Genomic DNA, 23858 nt, shown 5'->3' with positions numbered 1-23858 from the left:
AATCGCAAACGAGGACAACGATCATGTGGGTGGTCAAGATCGGGGGCAGCCTGAGTCATGAGCCGGCGCTGCGCCAATGGCTCATCGAGCTATGCGAAGTGGGGGGCGGGCGCGTCGTCATCGTTCCGGGCGGCGGCGATTTCGCGGACAAGGTGCGGCAGTATCAAAGCGAGTGGAGCTTCGACGACCTCGCCGCGCACAACATGTGTTTGCTGGCCATGACGCAATACGCGCTCCTCATGCAAGGAGTCTTGCCCGAACTCGTGCTCGCATCGAGCGAGGCGAAGATCCGTCGCGCGCTGCGCGACGGCCACGTCGCGGTGTGGGTGCCGACTGCGCTGATGCGCGACACGCCCGACGCGATGAGCAACTGGGACACAACTTCCGACAGCCTCGCCGCGTGGCTCTCGACGATGCTGAACGCCGAGCGGCTGATCGTCGTGAAGTCCTGCCCGATCTTGGGAAACGAACGGCTCGAGACGCTTGCAGCCGCGGGCGTGGTAGATCGAAGCTTTGTCGATTACGTGAACGAGGCGAACTACGTCGTCGAGCTGTTCAATAAGGACAATGTCGAACTGATGCGCGACCGGTTGCTGAATACGCCGGTGATCTGACTCAACTGCCTCGCAGAGGCGGTTGAGCTTGCCAATCTAGCCGAGCCGAGGTTAGGGCATAGAGCGCATTCAGTCATGCCGCCCATGCAGCGTGCTACACGCGGACCGCGTCGGCCGCAGCCCGATCCGCCGCCATACCGGCCGCGCCAACATCGCCTGAGCCGCGATGCAATGCGTCCGCCCATTGCGCAACGCGCTGCGGATCGAGCCGCGAGCGCCTGCCGTCGACGCACAACGCGGTCCGAAAACCCGCCACATCAGGCGCGAGCGCGCGAATCTGCTCCAGCTGCGCCCAGCCGAGCGAACCGGCAACGCCGCACATTCCGCCTCGTTCGCGCGTGAGTCGCAGCCATCGCCCGAGCGTGTCGGTGTCCACATGATCGAACAGCGTGCTGCCGTCTTTGGCGGAAGTGTCGAACATCACGCCGACAAAACCGAGCGACGCCGCGTGCGCGGCCAACTCGCCGTTCATGCCGCCATCGCAAAGCAACACCGGCACGACAGCCGCCGGCAGGTTCGCCAGTTGTTCGAGGCAACGGCGAGCGGCCGGTCCAGGCGTCACACCTACTTTCACGTAATCGACGCCCGTGTCGCTTACTTCGATCACGCGCGCGGCGATTTCATCCAGCGCATCCGCGGGCAAATCGCCGATCGTCGCGCTAATCGGCTTGACCGGATAACGGGCGCGAAGCTCGCGCACGATCCGCGCGATGTCGCCGATATCGAGCCCGCCCAGCGCGCCCGCATGCGGTTCCTTCAGGTCGATCAGGTCGGCGCCTGCGCGGGCGGCATCCAATGCTTCGTCGTACGAGCGGACGCTCGCAAGCAATGCGGTCATCGGTGTTCTCCGAAAAAAGCGGGAAAAACGCGAGTGGTACGCAACTAATACGTGTCAGGCGGCCTGGCCACCCGGCGATGCAAGACGTTCGCGGTGCCGCGCGATCGCGGCGGTGAGCCAGCCCCACGCGGTGCGTTCGGCGTCGCCGGCTGTTTTGTCGATGGCGATCTGCAGATACGCCATTTCGCGATCGACCTTGTCGGCCGGCAGCATGAAGAGCCGGCTCACGAGAATTGCGCCTTCCACCACGGCGGCCTGCGCGCGGTTGAAACCGGCGAACGGCGCATGCGTTTCGCGGTACACGCATTTCATGCGCAGTACCGGGCGCTCGTTGTCGTCACGCAATTCATCGAGTTCGAGTTCGGCATGCGCAAGCGACTCGGCGAGCCGCACGCTCGCCACATGGCTTGCGGCGAGCGTCGGCCAATCGGTCGCGCAATGCGTGACGCAGCCGGCAAAGATGCGGACATCCGTAGTGAAATTGAGGACCGCCGCGCGCGAGGCGACGATATTGTCGAGCGTCACGGACGGACGGAACGGCGAGAGAATGACGAACTCGCCCTCGTAACGGGCTCCCATCGGCGCGACATGAGGACGGCCATCGCACGCTGCCGTAGTGACGATCGTTTCGTGAATCATGGATGGGAACGCGTGTCCTGGCAGCGCTCTAGGCCGCCCGTTCAGCTAACGATTAACAATCGATCCGTAGAGGGGCCGCATCACGCGGCCCATGCGGGCTTTAACGCGTAGCGATATACATCGTGATTTCGAAACCAAAACGCATATCGGTGTAGCTCGGAGTCGTCCATTGCATAAGGTGCTTCCTCCATCGAGTTGATACAGCGTTGCGCCGTCGGCCCGACACACTGCCGGACTGCATTGGCGTAATCGACTACGCAAGCTCCGTGCCGGACCGGCAACGAAGACTGGAGCAGCCTATGCCGCGCCGCAATACAGCGTTCGCCGAATAACGGCGGCGGGCAGGCCCGCGCGGCATGGGCGCCGCACGAGCTTCTGGCGCGGCGCACTGTTCCGATAATGCAGCAAAGTGTTCCACCGCGCACGAAAGACCCTGATGCGCGTGTCACATACGGCGCGCATGCAACTTCACACTTTCGGTGGCCATTCAGGAGCGCGGAGCCGGCCTCATGCTTACGCCGCGATCTCACCGAAGCAGGTTGCATACGAGTGGGTAACAGGTTCCTTTCTTCGCACTTGCCGAAAGCGCGCTCCACGATATGCGATTGATAACGGATCGATTAAGTCTGCCAAATAAAATCGTGAATTCTCAACAATGACGTCCTTGCCTACAGTGCACTCAAGCGCTTCTTTCTTCCGGCAGCGCGCCTGTTCACAATCGAGGATACGTCATGAACGATTTCAGTCAACCGGTGATCGAGTCCCTGCACAAGCCGCGCGATGCGGGCAATGCGCGCGAGCGCTATGCCGCCGGCGTCATGAAGTATCGCGAGATGGGCTACTGGCAACCGGATTACACGCCGAAAGACACGGACGTGATCGCACTCTTTCGCATCACGCCGCAACCGGGCGTCGAGCCGGAAGAGGCTGCGGCGGCCGTGGCTGGCGAATCGTCGACGGCAACATGGACCGTTGTGTGGACCGACCGGTTGACCGCGTGCGACATGTACCGCGCAAAGGCGTATCGGGTCGATCCGGTGCCCGCGTCGAACGCGGCCGAGCCGCAGTACTTTGCGTACATCGCGTATGAACTCGACCTGTTCGAAGAAGGGTCGATCGCGAACCTGACGGCGTCGATCATTGGCAACGTATTCGGCTTCAAACCGCTGAAAGCGCTGCGGCTCGAAGACATGCGCATACCTGTTGCTTATCTGAAGACCTTCCAGGGACCGCCGACGGGAATCGTCGTCGAACGCGAGCGGCTCGACAAGTATGGCCGTCCGCTGCTGGGCGCCACTGTCAAGCCCAAACTCGGTTTGTCGGGCAAGAACTATGGCCGCGTCGTGTACGAAGGTTTGCGCGGCGGCCTCGATTTTCTGAAGGACGACGAGAACATCAACTCGCAGGCTTTCATGCACTGGCGGGACCGCTTTCTGTTTTCCATGGAGGCGGTGAACCGCGCGCAAGCGGAGACCGGCGAGGTCAAGGGCCACTACCTGAACGTAACGGCGGGCACGATGGAGGAAATGTATGAGCGCGCCGAATTTGCGAAGGAACTGGGTTCATGCATCGTGATGATCGACCTCGTGATCGGCTGGACCGCGATTCAGTCGATGTCGCGCTGGGCTCGCAGAAACGACATGATTCTGCATCTGCATCGGGCGGGGCACAGCACATACACGCGTCAGCGCAATCACGGCATTTCGTTTCGCGTGATCGCGAAGTGGCTGCGCATGGCCGGTGTCGACCATGCGCATGCGGGCACGGCGGTGGGCAAGCTCGAAGGCGATCCACTGACCGTGCAGGGCTTTTACAACGTGTGCCGCGAGGCGCGCAACGAAGTCGACCTGTCGCGCGGCATATTCTTCGAGCAGCCGTGGGCCGGCTTGCGCAAGGTAATGCCGGTGGCCTCGGGCGGCATTCACGCGGGACAGATGCATCAACTGCTCGACCTGTTCGGCGACGACGCGATCCTGCAGTTCGGCGGCGGCACCATCGGGCACCCTGGCGGCATTCAGGCGGGCGCCGTCGCCAATCGGGTCGCGCTCGAGGCGATGGTGAAAGCGCGTAACGAAGGACGCGATATTCGTGACGAAGGCCCGGACATTCTGGAGGCCGCGGCGCGCTGGTGCGGGCCGCTGAAGCAGGCGCTCGATACCTGGCGCGACGTGAGTTTCAACTACGCATCGACCGATTCACCGGATTTCGCCGCCACGCCGACCGCGGCATAAGCGGCGCATCGAAAGACTCCTGGTGCAGGTTCGCAGCAGTGCCGACGCACTGCGCGGGAGACCGTGTGCGCCGTCTGAACGTTGCAGTCAATCAATCGCGAGGTACGTCATGCGCATTACACAAGGCACGTTTTCTTTCTTGCCGGAACTCACGGACGAAGAGATCGGTTTGCAGATCGACTACGCGCTCGGCCAGGGCTGGGCCTGCTCCGTCGAATTCACCGATGACCCGCATCCGCGCAACACGTATTGGGAAATGTGGGGTCTGCCGATGTTCGACCTGCACGATGCGGCCGGCGTGCTGCAGGAAGTGAAGGCGTGCCGCGCCGCGCGGCCGCAGCACTACATCAAGGTCAACGCGTTCGACTCGGTACGCGGATTCGAGACGATGCGGCTGTCGTTCATCGTCAACCGGCCCGATGACGAGCCGGGTTTCCGGCTTACGCGTAGTGATGGACCCGGGCGTGTGCAGCGATATGGGTTGTCGGGCTACGCGAGCGACAGGCCATCGGGCGAGCGCTACGGCCCGGCGCGCTGATAGCGGCGACGGGAGCGTAATGAGGTGCCGCGGAGGTGCCGCGGAGGTGCCGCGAAAGCGTGGCCAATGCGTGGCCAAAGCGCGACTAAAGCGCGATGACCGGAGGGAGAAAGCATGACCGAAGCTGCCGTTATTGACGCCGACGCACCGTCGTCCGCAGCCGGGCACGACGCACCGGACGACCACGCGGCAAAGCACGCGAGCCGTGGGTTGCCGCCGCATATCGACCTCGCCGCGCTCTATCGTGATTCCGGCATCGGCGACGTGCTCGCGGAACTCGACCGCGATCTCGTCGGCCTCGCGCCGGTGAAAACGCGCATTCGCGAGATCGCCGCGCATCTGCTCGTCGAACGGGCGCGCGAATCGCTCGGTCTCGCGAGCGGCGCGCCGACGCTGCATATGTGCTTCTCTGGCAATCCCGGCACCGGCAAAACGACGGTGGCACTACGCATGGCCGAGGTGCTGCATCGGCTTGGCTACATTCGCCGCAATCATCTCGTCTCCGTCACGCGCGACGATCTGGTCGGCCAGTACATTGGCCATACCGCGCCGAAAACGCGCGATGTGCTGAAGCGCGCGATGGGCGGCGTGCTGTTCATCGACGAAGCGTATTACCTGTATCGCCCCGAAAACGAACGGGACTACGGACAGGAAGCCATAGAAATTCTGCTGCAGACAATGGAAAACCAGCGCGACGATCTGGTGGTGATCCTCGCCGGCTACGCGTCGCGCATGGAAGTGTTCTTCGAAAGCAATCCGGGTTTTCGCTCGCGCATTGCGCATCACATCACGTTTCCCGATTACGGCGACGCCGAACTGCTCGACATTGCCGAGCGCATGCTCTCGACCTTGAATTACCGCTTCGACGCCGATTCACGGCGCGCTTTCGCGGATTACCTCGCGCGGCGCACCCGTCAGCCGAATTTCGCCAATGCGCGCTCGGTGCGCAACGCGCTGGACCGCTCGCGGCTGCGCCAGGCGAATCGTCTTTTCGCCGCGGCGATGCAGGGCGGCGCGCCGATCGACGCGGCCGCGTTGACACTCATCACGACCGAAGACATTCGCGCAAGCCGCGTATTCGCCGAGCCGCTCGCGCAAAACGCCGAGCCGTCCGGGCCTTTTCTTCCGTCGGGCGCGGATGAGCCGGGCGCCGCTGCGTCGGGCGCCGCTGCGTCGCGAGCCGTGACGGCCCCGCCAGGCTGAAACAGAACAACCTCAGGAGATCGCCATGCAAGACGGACGCACGACCCTTTCGAAGTTTCTCATCGACACGCTCGACCGCCAGCCTTGCACGGCGGGAACGGCACAGAACGCGGGGCTATCCGCGCTGCTGATCGACGTAGCCGCGGCCATCAAGTCGATCTCCGCGATGCTGACCAAGGGGGCGCTCGGCGGTAATTACGGATCGGCGCAAAGCATCAACACACATGGCGAGGAGCAGAAGAAGCTCGACGTCGCCACCAACGAAATCTTCGTGCAGCAGTGCGAGTGGGACGGGCTGCTTGCCGCGATGGCCTCCGAAGAAATGGAGAGCGTCTACACCATTCCGCAAGGTTACCCACGCGGCGACTATCTGCTCGCGTTCGATCCGCTCGACGGCTCGTCGAATATCGACATCAACGGCGTGGTCGGTTCGATTTTTTCGGTGCTGCGCAATGTGGATGAGCGTTCCGCCGACATGGATCGACCAGTCGGCGAATCCGCGTTTCTCAGGCCGGGCCGCGAGCAGGTCGCGGCGGGCTACGCGATTTACGGCCCTTCGACGATGCTCGTGCTCTCGGTCGGCAACGGCACGCATGGTTTTACGCTGGAGCGCGAGATCGGCAATTTCGTGCTGACGCACTCGAACATTCGCATTCCGGAGAACACCGCCGAGTTCGCGATCAATGCGTCGAACGAACGCTTCTGGGAGCCGCCCGTGCGCCGCTACGTGCAGGAATGCAAGGACGGCCGCACGGGTTGCCGTACGGAGGACTTCAACATGCGCTGGATTGCCTCGATGGTCGCGGAGGTGCATCGCATCCTGATGCGCGGTGGCGTGTTCATGTATCCGCGCGACTCGAAAACGCCGGTCATGGAAGGACGCCTGCGGCTCTTGTATGAGGCCAACCCGATGAGCTTTCTGGTCGAGCAGGCTGGCGGCCTTTCCATCACCGGCCGCGAGCGCATTCTCGACGTGGTGCCGCATGCGCTGCATGGGCGCGTACCGGTGATTCTCGGCTCGCGCAACGAAGTGGAGCGCATTGGCCGCTATCACGGCGAATACGACCGTGGCGAAGATCGGCCGTTCACGTCGCCGCTCTTTGGCCGCCGCTCGCTTTTTCTGCCGGGTTTCACCGCCTGAGCGCGAGCCGCCCAGGCTAGTCAGAACCGGCCGAACAGAACACTACTATCCGGAGACAAACGCATGTCAATCAAACACCCGATCATCGCGGTGACCGGTTCGAGCGGCGCCGGCACCACGACCGTGATGAAGAGCTTCACCCATATTTTCAGGCGCGAGAAGATCAACGCGCAGATCGTGGAAGGCGACGCGTTTCATCGTTACGACCGCAACGGCATGCGCGAAGCGATGAAGCAGCACGAGCGCGACGGCGTACCGAACTTCAGCCATTTCGGACCAGAAGCGAATTTGCTCGAAGAACTGGAGGCGCTGTTCGCGAGCTATGGCGAGAACGGCACCGGCAAGTTTCGCCACTACGTGCACGACGAAACTGAAGTGCGGCTCTACAAGCAGGATGCCGGGACATTTACACCGTGGGAAGACGTGCAGCCCGGCACGAATCTGATGTTCTACGAGGGCTTGCACGGCGCGGCAGTGACCGATCGTATCGACATCGCGCGGCATGCGGATCTTCTGATCGGCGTCGTGCCGATCATCAATCTCGAATGGATTCAGAAACTGCATCGCGATCAGACCATGCGCGGTTATTCGCACGAGGCGGTGGTCGATACGATCCTGCGGCGTATGCCTGATTACGTGAACTACATATGTCCGCAATTCTCGCGCACGCACGTGAATTTTCAGCGTGTGCCGACCGTGGATACGTCGAACCCGTTTATCGCGCGCGAAATTCCTCAGCCCGACGAGAGCTTTGTCGTGATCCGGTTCGCGCGGCCCAAAGGTATCGACTTCCAGTACCTGCTGACGATGCTGCACGATTCCTTCATGTCGCGCCCCAACGTGATCGTCGTTCCGGGCGGCAAGATGGGGCTCGCCATGCAACTCATCTTCACGCCGATGATTCTGCAGCTGATCGACCGGCGATCGAGGGCATGAGTCGAAGGTGCATGAGCCGCAAGGGCCTGAGCCTTCCACGCTCCGGCTTTGCAGCGAGACATTCAGTGCAGGTTTTGAAGGAGACATTCGATGAGTGCCGTCGCACAATCCATTGCATATCCCGAGACCCGCGTGATGGCCAACGCGCTGCGCATGCTCGCGATCGACGCCGTCGAAGCGGCAAAGTCAGGCCACCCCGGCATGCCGCTTGGCATGGCAGAGATCGCCGTCGCGCTATGGGACCGGCATTTGAAACACAATCCGCGCAATCCGGCATGGCCCGATCGCGACCGCTTCGTGCTGTCGAACGGACATGGCTCGATGCTGTTGTACGGGCTGCTGCATCTCACGGGCTACGACCTTGCAATTGAGGAACTCAAGCGCTTCCGTCAATTGCATAGCAGGACGCCGGGGCACCCCGAGGTTGGCGTAACGCCGGGTGTCGAGACGACGACCGGCCCGCTCGGACAGGGCCTCGCAAACGCGGTCGGCATGGCGCTCGCCGAGGCACTGCTCGCGCGCGAATTCAATCGGCCCGGTCACACGATCGTCGATCATCGCACGTATGTGTTTGCCGGCGACGGCTGCCTGATGGAAGGTATCTCGCACGAAGCGGCGTCGCTCGCGGGAACGCTGAAACTCGGCAAGCTCACGGTGCTTTACGACGACAACGGCATCTCGATCGACGGACATGTCGCGCAGTGGTTCAGCGACGACACGCCCGCGCGTTTCGCCGCATACGGCTGGAACGTGGTGCGCGACGTGGACGGCCATGACGTCGACGCTGTCGACCTCGCGCTGCAAGACGCGCGCGCGGCTGGCAAGCCCACGTTGATCTGTTGTAGGACGGTGATAGGCAAAGGGTCTCCGTCAAAAGCGGGCACGCACGACGTGCACGGCGCACCGCTCGGCGCTGAAGAGGCCGAGAAAACGCGGCGCGCACTGGGCTGGCCGCATCCGCCCTTTGCGACACCGCAAGAGATCCGCGCGCAGTGGGATGCGAGCGGGCGCGGCGAGGCCGCGGAGGCCGACTGGAAGCGCCGCTTCGATGCTTATCGCGAGCACTATCCGCACGAAGCTGCCGAATTCGAGCGCAGAACGCGAGGCGCGCTCCCTGCACATTGGCGCGATACGGTTCGCGCGATGCTGCGCGACGCTGACAGTGCGGCTCAATCCATCGCGACGCGCAAGGCGTCGCAGCAGAGCATCGCCGTCCTCGCCCGCGCGTTGCCGGAATTGCTGGGCGGCTCGGCCGATCTGAGCGGCTCGAATCTCACCAACTGGCCTGCCGCCGTGGACATTCACACCGACGAAGCCGGCCTGCAAGGCGGCAACTATCTGCACTACGGGGTGCGCGAGTTCGGCATGAGCGCGGCGATCAACGGTATCGCGTTGCATCGCGGGCAAATAGCATTTGGCGGAACTTTCCTCACGTTTTCCGACTACTCGCGCAACGCGCTCCGCATGGCCGCGCTGATGAAGACGCGCTCGATCTTCGTGTTCACGCACGACTCGATCGGCCTTGGAGAAGACGGGCCGACTCATCAGTCGGTTGAACACGCAGCGAGCTTGCGGCTGATTCCCGGACTCGACGTCTGGCGTCCGTGCGACACGGTAGAGACGGCGCGCGCGTGGGCGAGCGCGGTAGAGCGCGAGGGACCGTCGTGCCTGCTGCTGAGCCGGCAGAACCTGCCGTTTGTTGCACGGGAGAGCGAGCAGATCGACGCGATCGAGCGGGGCGGTTATGTGCTGCGGGACTGGCACGATGCGTCGAAGTCCGCGCATCCGCACATGGAATCGCGGCTGATACTGATCGCTACGGGCTCCGAAGTTTCGCTCGCGCTCGATGCGCTCGCGCCGCTCGCTGCCTTGGGTATCGCTGCGCGCGTCGTGTCGATGCCGTCGACGAGCGTGTTCGACCGGCAGTCCGATACATGGCGCGATGCAGTGTTGCCTCCCGGCGTGCCGCGCGTCGCAGTGGAAGCGGGCGTGCGCGCGTTCTGGCGTCAGTACGTGGGTCTGGAAGGGGGCGTGGTAGGTATCGACACCTTTGGCGAATCCGCCCCGGCCGCCGATCTGTTCGACCATTTCCAGTTGACCGCGCAGGCTGTCGTGGACGAAGCCCGTCGCGTCGTGCTGCACGCTAGGTGAACAGAATCCGATTCGTCTTCGAGGAGTTTGCAATGGCCTTCATAGCACTGCGTCAACTATTGGATCACGCGGCCGAGCACGGCTACGGCGTGCCCGCGTTCAACGTCAACAACATGGAGCAGATTCACGCGATCATGCAGGCTGCGGAAGAAACCGCGAGTCCGGTGATATTGCAGGCGTCGGCGGGCGCGCGCAAGTATGCGGGCGAGCCTTATCTGCGCCACCTCGTGCTGGCCGCTCTCGAAGCGCATCCGGACATTCCGCTCGTGCTGCATCAGGACCACGGCGCGAGTCCGGCGGTGTGTCAGCAGGCAATCCGTTCGGGCTTTACATCCGTGATGATGGACGGCTCGTTGCTGCCCGATCAGAAAACACCCGCAACCTATGACTACAACGTCGACGTGAGCCGGCGCGTAGTGGACGCAGCGCATGCGGTGGGTGTTTCCGTCGAAGGAGAACTCGGTTGTCTCGGGTCGTTGGAAACCGGCATGGCCGGCGAGGAAGACGGCGTCGGTGCGCAAGGGCAGCTCACGCGCGACGATCTGCTCACCGATCCGCGCGAGGCGCAGATTTTCGTGGAATCCACTGGCGTCGACGCATTGGCGATTGCCATCGGCACCTCGCACGGCGCCTATAAATTCAGCCGGGAACCGACCGGCGATATTCTCGCCATCGGCCGGATCGTCGAAATTCACGAGCGGATTCCGAACACGCATCTCGTGATGCACGGTTCGTCGTCGGTGCCACAGGAATGGCTCGCGATAATCCGTGAATACGGCGGCGAGATTCCTACCACGTACGGCGTACCGGTCGAAGAAATCCAGCGCGGGATTGCGCATGGAGTGCGCAAGGTGAATATCGACACCGACATCCGGCTCGCAATGAGCGGCGCAATGCGCAAGTCTCTGGCGAATGCGCGGGCCGAGTTCGATCCGCGCGCCGCGTTGAAGGCCGCAACGGCGGCTGCGCGCGGTGTTTGCGTGGAGCGCTTCGAGGCATTCGGCTGCGCGGGGCAGGCGCCGCGCATCAAGCCGTTGCCGCTCGACGCGATGGCGCGCCGATATCACTGAGCAAGGAGACCGGCATGCGTGATTTTCTGATTGCTCCTTCGCTGCTGTCTGCCGACTTTGCGCGTCTCGCCGAAGAGATTCGCGACGTCACCGCAGCGGGCGCCGACTGGATTCATCTCGACGTAATGGACAACCATTACGTGCCGAATCTCACGGTCGGGCCGCTGGTTTGCGCGGCGATCCAGCCGCATACGCGCGTGCCGATCGACGTGCATCTGATGACCATGCCGGTCGATCCGCTCGTCATCAGCTTTGCGGAAGCTGGTGCGAACACGATCAGTTTTCATCCGGAAGCATCGCTGCATGTCCATCGGACCATCGAACTGATCAAGACGCACGGCGCGCGCGTCGGGCTCGCGCTCAATCCTGCGACGCCGCTCGCAGTGCTCGACCATGTGATCGAGCGGCTCGACGTGGTACTGGTCATGTCGGTGAATCCCGGCTTCGGCGGCCAGGCCTTTATTCCCGAGACGCTAGAGAAGCTACGGGTACTGCGCGAACGCGTCGACGCAACCATGCAGCGCACCGGACGCGCGTTGCTGATCGAAGTGGACGGTGGTGTGAAGGCGTCGAACATCGCACCGATCGCGGCGGCGGGTGCCGACGTGTTCGTGGCCGGCTCGGCGGTCTTCGGCGCCGACGACTATGCGCGGGCGATGGGTGCGATGCGTGCCGCGCTCGCGCAGATGAGCGAAGCGAACGAAGCGTTAGCGGAAGCGCGCTGAACGGTCGTACCGTGCGGGCTCACCGTTTTTTCATCGTCTCGCCGGGCGCGCACCAGGCGGACAGGTCCTGCTCGGGCCGATCGACGGCGCAGCCCCAGTCGAGCGGCTGGTCCTGATCGAAGCGCTTGCCAAGCCGCCACGCGATCTCGGCGCGTGCAAGCTGCACGCCCATATAGAACGCGTGGCCGCCGTCTGCTTCCAGATGAAGGTCCGGATAGAACTCGAATGGATCGCCGCCACGAAGATGTCCGTCGCGGTTGTAGACGTGAATGGCTTCGGCGCTCACCTGCACGCGGAAATTCGGGTCGCGCACCTGCCGGGCAAATTCGTCGATCTCGGCGGGACTGTATGGAAACGGGCGCTTCGCATGCACTGTCGCAAGATCGCCGTCGATGCCCTTGGGCAGCACCTGTGCTTCGCGGGCGGCATGCATCACACGACGCGCGATGTCGGCTTCGCGCACGGCCCGCCGCGCATGCAGGCTGACGGACGTGGTAAGCACCGCACTCACACGAAGCTCCGCCGCCATGCCGAGCAACACGGCGTTAATGCCGCTGGTGTCCGCTTCGGTCAACTCGGTCACGTTGCCGATGCCCATCATGATCGCAACGTCTGGATAGCGTTCGCGCAGTCTCACGTAACGCGCGATCGACGTAGCGAGGCCGAACGGGATCGGATCGAGAATCGGATCGGCAATAAAAGCGCGGCCGCGCGCGGTGAACCGCTCGATGGCTGCGTCGAGCGAAGCGGGATCGCGTGAATCGCGTGCGACGAGAATCGGCGTGGACGGCACTTCGTCCGCGATCCACAGCGTGTCGAGGTTCAGGCTCATCAGATAGTCGGCGCCTGCGCGGCCGCCGCGCAGCAACTCGTCGGTGTGCATTGAATCGACGCTCACGCGATAACCTTCGGCCTTCAGCCGGCGTACCGCGTCTTCGAGATGCGGGAACGGTGTTTCCGGCAAGCAGCCCAAGTCGATCACATTTGCGCCCTGTGCGGCATAGTCGCGAGCACGCGCGGCAATGCCGTCCAGGTCGAGGCGCGGCGCGTCGACGATCTCCGCGAAAATCTCGGTCTCGTAGCGCGAGAGGTCCACCGGCTTCGCCTCGCGGCCGAAGAACTGCGGCAGGTCTTTTACTTCTTCCGGGCCGCGTTCGAACGGCACGCCATAGTGTTCGGTCAGCGCCGCGAGGTCGCCTCGGCATCGACCTGGCACGATCACGCGTTGTGCCGCGAGCGGCGCTGGCACGCGGCGCCGGATCATGTCGGCCGTCATCAGTGCGGCGACTTGCAGACCGATTTCGCGGATTTCCCAACTGAACGGCGCCGGCGCCATGCTTTCGAGCACGCGGAGCAGGCTCTTCTCGGCGAGCCGGCCGGTCAGGAAGACGATGTGGTCCATGTCAGTGAGCGCCGAGTGGCAGGGTCATACCAGGTCGAGCGTCGCGAGGCGTTGATCGAGCGCCGTCTTCAGTTCATCCAGCGAGCGCACGACCGTCGTGTATTCGATGCGCGACAGGCGCTCCACGTTGTCGAGTTCGATCGTTCGCGGTCTTAGTTCGACCCATTCGTTCGGGCTTTGTGTGACGACCGTCGGTTCCGTGTCGCATGCAAAGACGATGCCCGGAATGCACTGCTTGCCAGCCTGCGCGTACATGTTGGTGGGCAGCGTGTCGGAGATGCCGAACGCGCATTTGGCCACCGTGTTGCTGGTGGCCGGCGCGATGATGACAGTGTGATACATGCCGTGATACAGCATGCCGACCGGCACGCCGCTCGCGCTCTTGTCGCGGAACACGTTGAAGCGCTCGCGCAGTCTGGGCAGTTTCCAGCCGTAAAGCGGCAGGACTTCTTCGGCTGCGGCGGAGAGAAAAAGGTCCGTGCGCGGCAACGCCAGCGCGAGCTCGATCGACTCTTCAAGCAGATGGCCCGAACCCGTCACGCACCACGCAAAGCGCGCGTCAGGCTTGAAATCGGCGAGCTTGCGAGCGGGCGCCTGGGTCATGCGCTATGAGCGTGCGGCGAACCGTCGGGCGGCGATCCGTCGGGCGGCGTGCCGTCGAAGGACTGTTCGTCGGCTGGGTCGTCGAGATCGGTGCCGTCGTGCCCCGAGCCGTCATGTGACAGACGGATTTGCAGCCGGCGCATCTTGCGATACAGCGTATTGCGGCTGATGCCCAGCGCCTTCGCCACGTTACTCACGTTCCAGCGATTTTCTTCGAGCATCGCAAGAACGGTCCCACGTTCGTTCAACTGGATTGCGTTCAGCGCGGAAAGATCGGGGTCGTCGTCCGGATGGGGCGCCGGCTGCGCAACCGGGTGAGACACGGCGGGCGTCGCGACTAGCGGATCGCGCTGCGTGACTTCCACGGGCAGATCTTCGCAGCGGATCGGTTGTCCGTCGCATAGCGCAATCGCCATCTGCAACACATGTCGCAACTGACGGATGTTGCCAGGCCATGCATAGCTCAGCAACGCCTGCTCCGCCTCTTTGGTTAGCTCCGGCGGATCGTTATCGGTTTCCGCCTCGAGCAGATGATGAATTAGCGGCAGTTTGTCGACGCGTTCGGCGAGCGGCGGCAGATTCAGTTCGACGCCCTTGAGCCGGTAATACAGATCCTCGCGGAACTGCCCGCCGTGCACGAGCTCGAGCAGGTTGCGGTGGCTTGCGCTGATCAGCTGGAAATTGACCTTGACGGTGGTTTCCGCGCCGAGCGGCGTGACCTCGTGCTCTTCGATCACACGCAGTAGCCGCGCCTGCAACGCGAGCGGCATGTCGCCGATCTCGTCCAGAAACAGCGTGCCGCCGTTGGCCTGCACGATCTTGCCACGGCGTCCTTCGCGCTGAGCGCCGGTGAACGCGCCCGCACGATAGCCGAACAGTTCGCTTTCGATCAGGTTCTCCGGCAACGACGCGCAATTCACCGGCACGAACGGCCCCGACGAATGCGGGCTGATGCTATGCAACGCCTGCGCGAAGACTTCCTTGCCGGTGCCCGTTTGCCCTCTGAGGATGATCGGAATCTTGCGTTGGACGACGCGCACGCCTAGCTGGATCTGCGAGGCCATGCGTGGATCGCCGAACTCCAGATGCGCGATTTCATCGAGCCGGGCCGGCGGTGGGCGCTTTTCGGGTGCGCTCGTGCGCGCCACGGGCGCTGTCACGGCGACGCGCGTGCCGCGTGCCGCCGCATTTTGCGCGGTCTGCGCGACCAAGAAAAAGCGGTTCGTCGCGTTGGCGCTGTACACGGTGACCGGATGAAACGAGCCGCGAATGCTGCGCGCGATCATGTCTTCGAGCGACGCGTTGAACGCCTCCTCGATACGCCGTCCGCGCAGTTCGCTAAGCGAGCGGAAGCCGAGCTGGAAGAGGGCGCTGCGGTTCGCCGCCAGCACGGTACTGTCGTCCGCCACTGCGAGCTTTCCGCCATGCAGTGTGCCGACGAACTCCGGGCGGCTGTGAAAGTGAATCATGTTCGCATGACGATAGCGCGCGTCGAGCAAGCGGTTTTCGATCATCTGGCGCGACATGCCGACGAGCACCAGCGAGTGCTGCTGCAGCAGTTTCGAGCGGCTCGTGACGTCGAGTACACCGGCAATCTCGCCGCGGTCGTCGAAGATCGGCGCGGCGGAGCAGGTGAGCGACGTGTAGCGCGGATAGAAATGCTCGTGCTGGCAGACGGCAATGCAGTCGCGTTCGGCGAGGCACGTGCCCATTCCGTTAGTGCCCGCTTCGCGCTCGCTCCACAGCGCACCGACGCGGAAGCCGTCGGAGGCGACCGCTTCCGCGAACGGTACGGACGACACCTGGTGGACGATCACGCCGCCCGAGTCGACCAGCACCACGGCAAGTTCGGGATCGGCCAGCTGTTGATAAAGCGTAGTCATTTCCAGCTTCGAACACGCGATCAGATCGCCCATGGCCTCACGGCGCGAGCTTAGTTCGTAGTCCGTCAGGATGGGCGGCGTGACAAAGCGGGAAGGGTCGAGCTGGAACTCGTTGACACAACGCGCCCACGATTGAGCGACTGGCTCGCTCGTCGGACGTGTCGCCAGTTGATGATTGACGACGTTGAGAATTTCACGGACGTGCATGGAGCTGTCAGCAAGCAACGACATGGGGTTCGTCTCCGTTGCGGCAACTTCACGCGCGCCGGACGTTGCCTTGCGAAATGTTGCATTCGCATGGGCTTCGCCTGCGTGTCACGAGTGCCGCTTTATCGATAATGTCATCCCCTGGCGCCGCGGCTTCTGTGTCGTGCCCTGTCCGTATGCGCACTGAGTAATACGCCCGCTGTTTCCGTTTACTGTCAGGCGTTGGCTTAAAACTTTACGCTCGATGTCGCTCACGTTCAATAAGAAGTCGCATCAATAGTACAAGGTGTGCCCGCTTTTTGCTTTTAATGTCGGCATGCCCTGCCCGGGGCCTGCATTGACGTTTGACGGGACAGAGCGCTTCGCGCGCGAGTCATTATGTGCTGCTTTGCGTTTACCCGGGTTGCGTCTCTTAACTTGTTGCCGCTGCGCGGCGGAGTACACCATGGACCGTATCGATACCGTTCGCCTTGCCAGCTTCTGCGCCGCCGATGCGCAGGCGCCTCGCGCGGGTATGCCCTGGGGTGTGCCTTCGGAAGGGCTAACCTCGGGCACGCCCAAGCGCATGGACATCGTGTTTATCGAGAACTTTATCGGTCAGACGATTATAGGTATCGACAGCAGCGAGTTGCATGTGCCGCAGTCCGTGCGGATGAACCTCGCGATCGGCGTGCCCGTGATTCGCGCCTGTACGACGGATCGCATCGAGGACACGATCAACTATGCTGCGGTGCGCAGCGCGTTGCATGCGCTGCTGGAGTCGCACGGTGTGCGTCTGCTCGAAGCGCTTGCCGAAGCGGTGGCGCGCCTGCTGATCACCGATTTCGGCGCGCACTGGGTCCGCGTGTCGCTCGCTAAACCGGCAAAATTCGACGACGTAGCCGCCGTCGGCGTGCAGATCGAGCGGCAGCGCAGCGATATGCCAAAAGCGAGTGGACCCGCGAGTTATGCGTCGCTTGGCGAGGGGCTGATTCCGGACTGAACCCGCGAGTCCCGGACCATGCATCGTCCGGGCGCACCCGCGCCCACTCCGGGTTAACCTGCCACGTCCGCTATTTCGACGCCGCGGTTTTATCGCTGCCCAGTCCGCAACTGCGGTACGCGTCCGCTTGCAGCGTGCGGAATTTCTTCGTCTGCGCTTTCGCGTGGTCGACCCGGAACTCCGAGCCGCCTTCGCCGCCGAGCGTCGCATACTTGGCGAATGTCGATTGATCGACGAACTCGTCATACGGGAGCGCGGTCGCCATCTTGTCGATCACGCACGAGCATTTATAGACGTTCGCGAAATCGTGCCCGTTGTCGTCCATGCAGGACAGCACGTATTCGACGCGTCCCTGCGTCGGGTAGTTGTAGCCTGACGACGGCGCCGGCGTTTGTTGCGGATCGCCGTCCGCCCAGGCGAGCGGCGCGGCAAGCGCAATGCAGGCAAAGGCCGCCAGCGCGCGACATCGTAGGGTCATCTCATGCCTCTGTGAGAGCAATTGCACGATGGCATCATGCGAGGCCCGCGCGGCTCCGTTTTGCGGCTGTGTCCGCGCGGGCCGGGAGCCATCAGTTCGGAGCGAACGGATGCGCGACGCTGCTCTTCTTCGACACGACCTCCGCAGCGCTCGGTTCGCCTTTGACGGCACGCTGGATCGCCTCGCGCGTCGCCTTGTAGTTGTACTCCTGGATCTTCTTGTCGTCGTCCGCCTGCCAGTGAATGAAGACACCTACACACAGGAACAGGTCGTCCGCCTCGTCCTGCGGGATCGTGCCGTCCTCGACGCTGTCGGCGACAGCGAGCGCGACGGCATGCTGCGCCGGCCCGAACATCTGCACCGCCTGTTTCGCGCCCTTGATCGTGACCTTGTTGAACAGGATCGTGTTGGGCTTGGTGAGCAGGTTCGGCGCGACGACCGCGAGCAGCGATGTGAAGCCATCCTTATTGTTGGTTAGCGCATGACAGAATGCGGTTTCCGCAGCGGAACCTCGCGGTCCCATCAGCAAGTCGATGTGTGCGACCTCGTTGCCGTCGCCGACGAGCGACTCGCCTATCAGGACGCGGTTGATCTTGGCCATGCTGTTCCTCCGATGAGTGGAATGGGGACTTGCCGACTGACTGACACGCCGCCTGAGCGGTCCTGGTCCGCGATCGCCTGGCAGCGGTTGATGCACGGTGGCATTAACTAACAGAATCCGTGCCAGTGCGGGGCGCGTCAGCCTCGTATGGCGTGCCGTTTGAGGTGCCCGGCTCATCTAGGCAAAGTGCGACGAACACCGTCGCCACCGTCAGGTCCGCGCTGGTGCCGGGATTGATGGCAGCCGCTTTCATTTCGGCATCCCATGTATCGAGGGGCTGCTTGCCCGCGGCGGCGCTCGTTTGCGTGAGCGTGCGGCGCCATTGCGCGTGCCGCTCGCGTGCCGTTCGCGTGACACTCTGCGCCACCCCAAGTCCGTGCTTACGCACAATGTGCGAGTCGGGCCACGTGCTCAGGAACGTGAGGAACACGTTCAGCGTGGCGATGCGCGGATCGTCGGCCGGAACTTCGCGCCACGCGGCGAGGCCGGTTTCGAAAATGTCGCGGAAGCCCTCGGCGTACTGGCGCGCGATGCTGTCGCGCGCGGCGGCGAGTGCCATTGCAGCGCGCAACGCGACTGTCGGCGCGTCGTGCACCGATTGCTCGGGAGCCTCGCCGAGACCGCCCGGATTGGCGAGCGCGATCGCGCGGTATGCGAGGCGGGAGTCGTCGATATCGAGGCGCGCGAGCACGCGCCCGGTTGCCGCGTGCCACGCGTGGGCCGACAGCGGGTGCGCGGTTTCTTCGAGCGCTGCGGCGAGAGGCGCGACCAGCAGCAGGATGCCCAGGTTCGTATTGCAGCCGACCGTGGCGCGCGTGCGCGTGACAGCATCGAGCAGGCGCTGGCCGACGGGCATGCCACGCGCGAACAGCGCGTCGGCGGCCGCGTCGGCGCTGGCGATGAACTGCGCCGCGCTCATGCCGTGGCCTTCGCTGTCCACGCTGACATTGCCTGGCTTCGGCGTTTCGACGTCCAGCCGGCAGGCCGTCAGGAAGGCAGCGCGAGCGTGCTTTGAGTCGGTGACGGATCGGGGCGTGTTCATATCGGCGGGAGCCCCGAAACCGCTCGAACTCGCCGCGCACTGTAGCGGCTCTTGTAGCCGCTCAAGCAGCCGCTCAAGCCCATCGCGCGCAGAAAACCCCGCAGCCGCTCAGCCATGGCGTCCGTGCAGCGCCACCACCGCTGCCGCCTCGCCGCGCTGCGCGGGAAGCTTGCGGAACAGCAGATCGTCGGCGAGCGCTGCTGCAATGTCGATCGACGTGACCGATTGCAGGCCGCGCCACGCCGCCACGCCGTTGACCTCCAGCACGAGCGGCCGGGCGGCGTCGTGAGGGTCGGGAATCAGGTCGACGCCCGCGTAGTCGAGCGCGAGCGCCTCGGTGGCGCGCACGGCCGTTTGCGCGAGCGCGGCGTCCAGCTCGGCCGCCTCGCACGTGGCGCCCTGCGCGAAGTTATGAATCCAGCCTTTGCCGCCGATGCGCCGCATCGCCGCCACCGCGCGTCCGCCGATCACGAGCACGCGCCAGTCGAAGCCTGGCCTGCCGCCGTCGATAAAACGCTGCAGATACGCCACCTGGCTGTACGGCTTCAACGAAGGCAGCGGTGCCAGCGCGCGCGGCGGCGTGCTGCGCAAGCCGAGCCGTTTCAGCCCATGGCCTTGCGAGCCGAACAGCGGTTTGAGCACGACCTGGCGTCCGGCCGCAGCCTCGCGCATCAGCACGCGCTGCGCGAATGCTGCCGATTCGCCGGCCCACGTGGCGGGCGTAGGCACGCCGTGGCGATGCAGCAAAAAACTCGTCATCGATTTGTCGACGCTGCGTTCGATCGCGCGTGCGTCGTTGTAGACCGGCACGCCCGATTCGCGCAGCGCATGCAGGATGCCGAGCCGCAACGTCACCTGCTCGAACGTGCCGCCTGCGATGCCACGCACAAAAACGGCGTCGGGCAGCCCATGGCCGAAGCCCGGCAGCACGAGCCCATGCGGTTCCCACGTCGTGTCGATGCGGCAATCGGCGAGGTCGATGCAGCGCGCCTCCGCACCACGCGCGCGAAACGCTTTTTTCAGGCGCCCGGTGTGCCAGCCGGTTTCGTCGGTCATGATCGCGATGCGCAGCGGGGCCTGCGCGCCGGGCGTGTCGGTGCCCGCGTCCATGGCCGTCGAGTCGCTGGGCAAAGGCAGACTCATGGCTTGCCGCTCCATTGACCGTGCAGCAGGTCCGCGTCGACGGCGCCGCCGTGATAGGTCGCGCCGCTTTCGAGGCTGCTCACCCACACTTCAGCCGGGGCGAACAGCGCAGGGTCGATCTGGTAGAAGTCGAAATTGAACGATGTGAAGATATCCGCGAACGGCCGGCCGTGATCGCGCGAAGTCGATGCGGGCAGTTCCGCGGCGAGCCGCCGTGCCACCGCGTCGTGCTTCACCGTGAGATGCACGCGGCCGCCGTACAGGATTGCGTCGTTGGTGCGGCCCATTGCCTGAACGCCGTCCGGCGCCGGCGGCGGCAACGGCGCGGAGCCGCCGGCTTCCACCACCTCGTCCAGTGCGACGCCGAGCACATGCGTTTTGTGCAACGCAACCTCGACGACCCGCGCCACTACCTGCACCGTTCCCGCGACAGACTGTGTCGGCGTGGTGACGAGTGTCAACCGCTCGGGCGCGAGACCGCAGTCGTGCACTACCTTGTCGATGATGAACTGCGGCGGCAGACGGTCCACTTCGAGCACGAGCACGCCGCGCTCGTGACGATCGCGATAACCGAGTTCGGCGAAGAGCGGCTCCTTCACAGCAAGCGCGCGCGCCGGGCCTGATCCGAGAGAGAAAAACTTCTTGCCGCCGGTCTGCTCCTTCGTTGCCGCGAGGCTCCATCCCGCGTATTGACTGGCGAGGCAGGCCAGCACCGGCCACGACGTGCGCACTTCAATCGTGCTCGGCCACAGCGGTCTCGCATCCAGGCTCTCGCGCACGGTCACGTGGCCGAGGCCGCCCATGCAGATGCGAGCGATCAGCACGCCCGCCGCGACGCTGCCGGGCGCAGCCACACCCGCGTCGACGAGCACCGTGCCGTTCGCCGTGCGGCTAACCACGGCGCCGAAACGCGGGGCGTCGTCGACGAGACGGGCGACCAGACGTTCGCTGAGCGCGTTGACGCTCAGTGCGGCGGCATCCGCGAGCGGCGGCCTGGGTTCGTCAGGAGTGGCAGTGGATGAAGGCACAGTCGGGTTCATAGCAGGGCTCATGGCAGGTTTCGATTCGTTGCAGCACCAGCGTGTGCTGGGCGTCGAGCGCATGCCGTACCGCGTCCACCGAAGCGGCGCGCACGATGAGCGTACAGACGGGCTGGCCGGCTTCGACCCATGTGCCGGGCATCGGCACGTCGCGGCAACGCGGATCGCGCATGCAGGCATCGCTGAACGCTTGCGAGACAGCGAACGGACGCGGCGCGAACAGCACCTGCTGACCGGCGCGCCACGTCGCACGCGGGGGTTCGGCGGGCAGACGGCCGTGACGGCAGGCGTCGATATGACTGGCGACGAGCCCGCGTGCCCATGCATCGGGTGAGGCGGTTTCGTAAAGCGTCATCGTCGACGAAGGGCGTGTGTTGATTTCGAGCAGTTCGAACGAATCGCCGTCGAGCAGAAAGTCGCAGCTATTGATGCCGCTAAGCCCGACGCGCGCGCACAACGCGGCGATTGCCGCTCGAACGCGCACCTCGACAGCGGGCGGCAGATCGATTGGGCCGATGGAGCCCGCATGCACGAACGGCAGGTTGCCCATCGCGCACGTGAGCTGGTGCGCGAAGCCGATCACGCGCGCGCTGCCGCGCGCCGCGATAAAGAGCGCCGACATCGCGACGCCTCGGCTGTGGCGCTGGAAATAGACTTGCGCGGGAACGCGTGCGTCGGTGACCGCGGGGAGCGGCTCGACGTGCGTTCCGCCGCAGCCGTCCGCGCGTTTCGCGAGCCAGCCCTGCGACGCGGCGGGGCGCGTGAAGGCGACCGGCGGATGCGGAATGCCGAGTTCGTCGAGCAGCGCGAAGAAGCGCCGCGGATCACGCACGGCAGCGGTGGCGTCGACGGAATTGCCGATGAAGCGCGGCAGGCCCGGCGCGCTGCGCAACTGCGCCACGAACGGTTCGAGCCCGCTGCCGTCGATCCAGCCGATCATGCCCGGCAGGCGCGCGCTGCGTTCCAGCGCGTCGGTGAGCCGCGCGGCGTCGATCGACAACGGGCCGCCGCCGATGTCGAACCACAGTTCGGAGGCCTCGCGCGTATCGCGGTCGCCGAACACGTCGAGCGCGACGACCCGCAAGCCCGCACGCGCGGCGGACTGCGCGAGCATCCGCGCGGACAGGCCCGCCACCGCGACGAACGGCGCACGCGCTGGAGATGGACGCATGGTCATGGCTGGTGCTCCCGCACAGTTTGCCGCTCAGCCAAGACCGGCCGCGACGGCGCGCGCCTCGTCGAACGCTTGCGGAAAACTCAGGTAGACGGGCTTGCCGCCCGTGCGCATTCGCGTGAACAGCCGGTGTTCGACCTGATATTTGACATTGCCGATCGCCAGTGCGCCGATGCCGATTGCGCCGCCCGTGGTGGGCACACCTTCGATCGGCTTGCCGTCGTTCATCACGTTGACGCCGGCAATGCCTTCGGGCGGCACCGCGTTGACGTCGGCGGCGATCAGCAGACGGCGCGCATGTTCGAGGTCCTCGCGGGTCACCACCTGCACGCCCGCAATCGCCGTGGCCAGCACGATCTCGGCCTCGCCGAGCACCGCGCGCAGTTCGGCGGGCGTCGCCGTGCCCACGCCTTTGGTCACGATGCCAAAGCGCTGATTCAGGTCGTCGCTGACCCGTACCGCGCGCGCCTGGTCGGTGTGGCTCCCGATCGACACGTCCGCGCCGAGCGAAGCCGCCATCGCTGCCGCCACGCGTCCGACGGCGCCGGTGCCGCCGAGAATCAGCACGCGTTTGCCGCCCAGTTCCATCCCGTAGGCCTTGCCCAGATGCCGCTCGGCGAGCGCGACCAGCGCGGCGGCGGTCGTATATGCACCGCTCGGATCGGCGAACACGGACACCTCGAACGGCGGGACCATGGCTTTGCGCGCGGTGTCGAGCATGTCGGCGGCGAGCATCACATCGCGTCCGCCGATGAAGATGCCCGTGCGCGCCACGCCTTTCGGGCCGCGCGAAAAGATCGCGTCCTGAGTGAGGTTGGCGACCATTCCGGCGTCGACATTGCAATACGGCACGATGATCTGGTAGCCGGCGTCGGCGGCCATATTGACGTCGAACGGACTCATTTGCGGCGTGGCCGTGAACATGTGCAGGATGTAGGGCCTTTCGGCGGGTTTTTCAGCGGGTCTTTCAGCGGGTCTTTCAGTAGTGTCGGACATGGCAGGGGGCTCGTTTCAGTGACGATGTCATGAACTGCGCAACGCGAGGACTAGGGCGTTGCCGCGCGTGGGCGCATGGGCTTGGCGGGTATGTGTCGGATCGATGGCGCGTGTGCCGCGCCTGTTGCATGGGCCGCCGGCGCCATATGTGCATGCGCGATGCTTTCGCGAGCCGGCCGTTTATAGATCGCGCGTTCGAGCGCGCTCCATTTCGACGCGCC

At 64.4% G+C, this 23858-nt stretch carries 23 protein-coding genes; 10 read left to right on the top strand and 13 right to left on the bottom strand.

Annotated features, from left to right (window positions below):
• Positions 1 to 23 precede the first annotated feature (23 nt).
• Positions 24 to 614 carry an amino acid kinase family protein gene (locus J2W46_RS02915; protein ID WP_020066346.1) on the top strand — a complete coding sequence of 197 codons (591 nt, stop codon included), beginning with the start codon at positions 24 to 26 and terminating at the stop codon, positions 612 to 614.
• A gap of 94 nt (positions 615 to 708) precedes the next feature.
• Here the strand turns inward: J2W46_RS02915 and J2W46_RS02910 are convergent, their stop codons facing one another.
• From J2W46_RS02910 to pqqA, 3 genes are all read right to left on the bottom strand, one after another.
• Positions 709 to 1452, bottom strand: coding sequence for a (5-formylfuran-3-yl)methyl phosphate synthase (locus J2W46_RS02910; protein WP_310351144.1), 744 nt, complete (start codon positions 1450 to 1452; stop codon positions 709 to 711).
• 54 nt (positions 1453 to 1506) lie between these two features.
• Positions 1507 to 2091, bottom strand: coding sequence for a DUF447 domain-containing protein (locus J2W46_RS02905; RefSeq protein WP_020066344.1), 585 nt, complete (start codon positions 2089 to 2091; stop codon positions 1507 to 1509).
• A gap of 100 nt (positions 2092 to 2191) precedes the next feature.
• Entirely contained in the window at positions 2192 to 2266 is a 75-nt protein-coding gene (gene pqqA, locus J2W46_RS02900) for a pyrroloquinoline quinone precursor peptide PqqA (protein WP_013342881.1), read from the bottom strand.
• A 556-nt stretch (positions 2267 to 2822) separates the two neighbouring features.
• Here pqqA and J2W46_RS02895 point away from each other — a divergent pair.
• The 8 genes from J2W46_RS02895 (at position 2823) to rpe (ending at position 12086) form a co-directional block, all read left to right on the top strand.
• Positions 2823 to 4322: a ribulose-bisphosphate carboxylase large subunit gene (locus J2W46_RS02895; RefSeq protein ID WP_088173950.1), complete on the top strand. Its 1500-nt coding sequence runs from the start codon at positions 2823 to 2825 to the stop codon at positions 4320 to 4322.
• A gap of 109 nt (positions 4323 to 4431) precedes the next feature.
• A complete protein-coding gene (locus tag J2W46_RS02890; RefSeq protein WP_020066342.1) occupies positions 4432 to 4860 on the top strand; it encodes a ribulose bisphosphate carboxylase small subunit in 429 nt (142 codons plus the stop codon).
• 114 nt (positions 4861 to 4974) lie between these two features.
• Positions 4975 to 6063, top strand: coding sequence for a CbbX protein (gene cbbX, locus J2W46_RS02885; RefSeq protein ID WP_310351135.1), 1089 nt, complete (start codon positions 4975 to 4977; stop codon positions 6061 to 6063).
• Between the two features lie 25 nt (positions 6064 to 6088).
• Positions 6089 to 7204 carry a class 1 fructose-bisphosphatase gene (locus J2W46_RS02880; RefSeq protein WP_087753394.1) on the top strand — a complete coding sequence of 372 codons (1116 nt, stop codon included), beginning with the start codon at positions 6089 to 6091 and terminating at the stop codon, positions 7202 to 7204.
• A gap of 63 nt (positions 7205 to 7267) precedes the next feature.
• The gene (locus J2W46_RS02875) at positions 7268 to 8140 is read left to right on the top strand and encodes a phosphoribulokinase (RefSeq protein WP_204521713.1); all 873 of its coding nucleotides are present in this window, start codon (positions 7268 to 7270) and stop codon (positions 8138 to 8140) included.
• Between the two features lie 90 nt (positions 8141 to 8230).
• Complete coding sequence (tkt, locus tag J2W46_RS02870) at positions 8231 to 10291, top strand: transketolase (protein ID WP_310351133.1); 2061 nt, start codon at positions 8231 to 8233, stop codon at positions 10289 to 10291.
• 32 nt (positions 10292 to 10323) lie between these two features.
• Positions 10324 to 11361: a class II fructose-bisphosphate aldolase gene (gene fba, locus J2W46_RS02865; RefSeq protein ID WP_087753392.1), complete on the top strand. Its 1038-nt coding sequence runs from the start codon at positions 10324 to 10326 to the stop codon at positions 11359 to 11361.
• A 14-nt stretch (positions 11362 to 11375) separates the two neighbouring features.
• Complete coding sequence (gene rpe / locus J2W46_RS02860; RefSeq protein WP_204521710.1) at positions 11376 to 12086, top strand: ribulose-phosphate 3-epimerase; 711 nt, start codon at positions 11376 to 11378, stop codon at positions 12084 to 12086.
• Positions 12087 to 12105: 19 nt separating this feature from the next.
• On the opposite strand, the gene J2W46_RS02855 is transcribed toward rpe, so the two are convergent.
• The 3 genes from J2W46_RS02855 to J2W46_RS02845 are packed head-to-tail and all read right to left on the bottom strand — an operon-like array spanning position 12106 to position 16205.
• Positions 12106 to 13488: a DUF6513 domain-containing protein gene (locus J2W46_RS02855; protein WP_204521709.1), complete on the bottom strand. Its 1383-nt coding sequence runs from the start codon at positions 13486 to 13488 to the stop codon at positions 12106 to 12108.
• 24 nt (positions 13489 to 13512) lie between these two features.
• On the bottom strand, positions 13513 to 14091 hold the full coding sequence (locus J2W46_RS02850; protein ID WP_020066334.1) for a flavoprotein: 579 nt from the start codon (positions 14089 to 14091) through the stop codon (positions 13513 to 13515).
• Positions 14088 to 16205, bottom strand: a complete 2118-nt coding sequence (locus J2W46_RS02845) for a sigma-54-dependent Fis family transcriptional regulator (protein ID WP_310351124.1) — start codon at positions 16203 to 16205, stop codon at positions 14088 to 14090. The genes J2W46_RS02850 and J2W46_RS02845 overlap by 4 nt, the downstream gene beginning before the upstream one ends.
• A gap of 421 nt (positions 16206 to 16626) precedes the next feature.
• On the opposite strand from J2W46_RS02845, the gene J2W46_RS02840 reads away from it, so the two are divergent.
• Entirely contained in the window at positions 16627 to 17163 is a 537-nt protein-coding gene (locus J2W46_RS02840) for a dihydroneopterin aldolase (RefSeq protein ID WP_310351123.1), read from the top strand.
• 70 nt (positions 17164 to 17233) lie between these two features.
• Here J2W46_RS02840 and J2W46_RS02835 read toward each other — a convergent pair whose 3' ends face one another.
• The 7 genes from J2W46_RS02835 to J2W46_RS02805 form a co-directional block, all read right to left on the bottom strand.
• Positions 17234 to 17641, bottom strand: a complete 408-nt coding sequence (locus J2W46_RS02835; RefSeq protein WP_020066331.1) for a hypothetical protein — start codon at positions 17639 to 17641, stop codon at positions 17234 to 17236.
• A 91-nt stretch (positions 17642 to 17732) separates the two neighbouring features.
• Positions 17733 to 18242 carry a formaldehyde-activating enzyme gene (gene fae, locus J2W46_RS02830; RefSeq protein ID WP_020066330.1) on the bottom strand — a complete coding sequence of 170 codons (510 nt, stop codon included), beginning with the start codon at positions 18240 to 18242 and terminating at the stop codon, positions 17733 to 17735.
• 103 nt (positions 18243 to 18345) lie between these two features.
• Positions 18346 to 19284 carry a triphosphoribosyl-dephospho-CoA synthase gene (locus tag J2W46_RS02825; protein ID WP_310351118.1) on the bottom strand — a complete coding sequence of 313 codons (939 nt, stop codon included), beginning with the start codon at positions 19282 to 19284 and terminating at the stop codon, positions 18346 to 18348.
• A gap of 108 nt (positions 19285 to 19392) precedes the next feature.
• Positions 19393 to 20427, bottom strand: a complete 1035-nt coding sequence (locus J2W46_RS02820) for an ATP-grasp domain-containing protein (RefSeq protein ID WP_374726799.1) — start codon at positions 20425 to 20427, stop codon at positions 19393 to 19395.
• Positions 20424 to 21467: a methenyltetrahydromethanopterin cyclohydrolase gene (mch, locus tag J2W46_RS02815; RefSeq protein ID WP_310351115.1), complete on the bottom strand. Its 1044-nt coding sequence runs from the start codon at positions 21465 to 21467 to the stop codon at positions 20424 to 20426. The genes J2W46_RS02820 and mch overlap by 4 nt, the downstream gene beginning before the upstream one ends.
• Complete coding sequence (locus J2W46_RS02810; RefSeq protein ID WP_204521706.1) at positions 21430 to 22644, bottom strand: ATP-grasp domain-containing protein; 1215 nt, start codon at positions 22642 to 22644, stop codon at positions 21430 to 21432. Before J2W46_RS02810 ends, mch begins: the two co-directional genes overlap by 38 nt.
• 27 nt (positions 22645 to 22671) lie before the next feature.
• Positions 22672 to 23637 carry an NAD(P)-dependent methylenetetrahydromethanopterin dehydrogenase gene (locus J2W46_RS02805; protein ID WP_027804353.1) on the bottom strand — a complete coding sequence of 322 codons (966 nt, stop codon included), beginning with the start codon at positions 23635 to 23637 and terminating at the stop codon, positions 22672 to 22674.
• Positions 23638 to 23858: the final 221 nt, after the last annotated feature.

It is taken from the genome of Paraburkholderia strydomiana (genome assembly GCF_031456815.1).
GTDB classification, from domain to species: domain Bacteria; phylum Pseudomonadota; class Gammaproteobacteria; order Burkholderiales; family Burkholderiaceae; genus Paraburkholderia; species Paraburkholderia caledonica.
The sequence above is the reverse complement of the archived record's forward strand: the minus strand, read 5'-3'. Positions and strand labels throughout refer to the sequence as shown.

Excerpts from the sequence above, each read along its gene's own strand:
- J2W46_RS02835 (WP_020066331.1), bottom strand. The coding sequence starts at position 17,641 with ATGACCCTACGATGTCGCGCGCTGGCGGCCTTTGCCTGCATTGCGCTT.
- J2W46_RS02855 (WP_204521709.1), bottom strand. The coding sequence starts at position 13,488 with ATGGACCACATCGTCTTCCTGACCGGCCGGCTCGCCGAGAAGAGCCTG.
- J2W46_RS02840 (WP_310351123.1), top strand. The coding sequence starts at position 16,627 with ATGGACCGTATCGATACCGTTCGCCTTGCCAGCTTCTGCGCCGCCGAT.
- J2W46_RS02875 (WP_204521713.1), top strand. The coding sequence starts at position 7,268 with ATGTCAATCAAACACCCGATCATCGCGGTGACCGGTTCGAGCGGCGCC.
- J2W46_RS02825 (WP_310351118.1), bottom strand. The coding sequence starts at position 19,284 with ATGAACACGCCCCGATCCGTCACCGACTCAAAGCACGCTCGCGCTGCC.
- J2W46_RS02810 (WP_204521706.1), bottom strand. The coding sequence starts at position 22,644 with ATGACCATGCGTCCATCTCCAGCGCGTGCGCCGTTCGTCGCGGTGGCG.
- J2W46_RS02890 (WP_020066342.1), top strand. The coding sequence starts at position 4,432 with ATGCGCATTACACAAGGCACGTTTTCTTTCTTGCCGGAACTCACGGAC.
- fba (WP_087753392.1), top strand. The coding sequence starts at position 10,324 with ATGGCCTTCATAGCACTGCGTCAACTATTGGATCACGCGGCCGAGCAC.
- J2W46_RS02850 (WP_020066334.1), bottom strand. The coding sequence starts at position 14,091 with ATGACCCAGGCGCCCGCTCGCAAGCTCGCCGATTTCAAGCCTGACGCG.
- cbbX (WP_310351135.1), top strand. The coding sequence starts at position 4,975 with ATGACCGAAGCTGCCGTTATTGACGCCGACGCACCGTCGTCCGCAGCC.
- J2W46_RS02805 (WP_027804353.1), bottom strand. The coding sequence starts at position 23,637 with ATGTCCGACACTACTGAAAGACCCGCTGAAAGACCCGCTGAAAAACCC.
- fae (WP_020066330.1), bottom strand. The coding sequence starts at position 18,242 with ATGGCCAAGATCAACCGCGTCCTGATAGGCGAGTCGCTCGTCGGCGAC.
- J2W46_RS02845 (WP_310351124.1), bottom strand. The coding sequence starts at position 16,205 with ATGTCGTTGCTTGCTGACAGCTCCATGCACGTCCGTGAAATTCTCAAC.
- tkt (WP_310351133.1), top strand. The coding sequence starts at position 8,231 with ATGAGTGCCGTCGCACAATCCATTGCATATCCCGAGACCCGCGTGATG.
- J2W46_RS02910 (WP_310351144.1), bottom strand. The coding sequence starts at position 1,452 with ATGACCGCATTGCTTGCGAGCGTCCGCTCGTACGACGAAGCATTGGAT.
- J2W46_RS02905 (WP_020066344.1), bottom strand. The coding sequence starts at position 2,091 with ATGATTCACGAAACGATCGTCACTACGGCAGCGTGCGATGGCCGTCCT.
- mch (WP_310351115.1), bottom strand. The coding sequence starts at position 21,467 with ATGAACCCGACTGTGCCTTCATCCACTGCCACTCCTGACGAACCCAGG.
- rpe (WP_204521710.1), top strand. The coding sequence starts at position 11,376 with ATGCGTGATTTTCTGATTGCTCCTTCGCTGCTGTCTGCCGACTTTGCG.
- J2W46_RS02820 (WP_374726799.1), bottom strand. The coding sequence starts at position 20,427 with ATGAGTCTGCCTTTGCCCAGCGACTCGACGGCCATGGACGCGGGCACC.
- J2W46_RS02915 (WP_020066346.1), top strand. The coding sequence starts at position 24 with ATGTGGGTGGTCAAGATCGGGGGCAGCCTGAGTCATGAGCCGGCGCTG.
- J2W46_RS02895 (WP_088173950.1), top strand. The coding sequence starts at position 2,823 with ATGAACGATTTCAGTCAACCGGTGATCGAGTCCCTGCACAAGCCGCGC.
- J2W46_RS02880 (WP_087753394.1), top strand. The coding sequence starts at position 6,089 with ATGCAAGACGGACGCACGACCCTTTCGAAGTTTCTCATCGACACGCTC.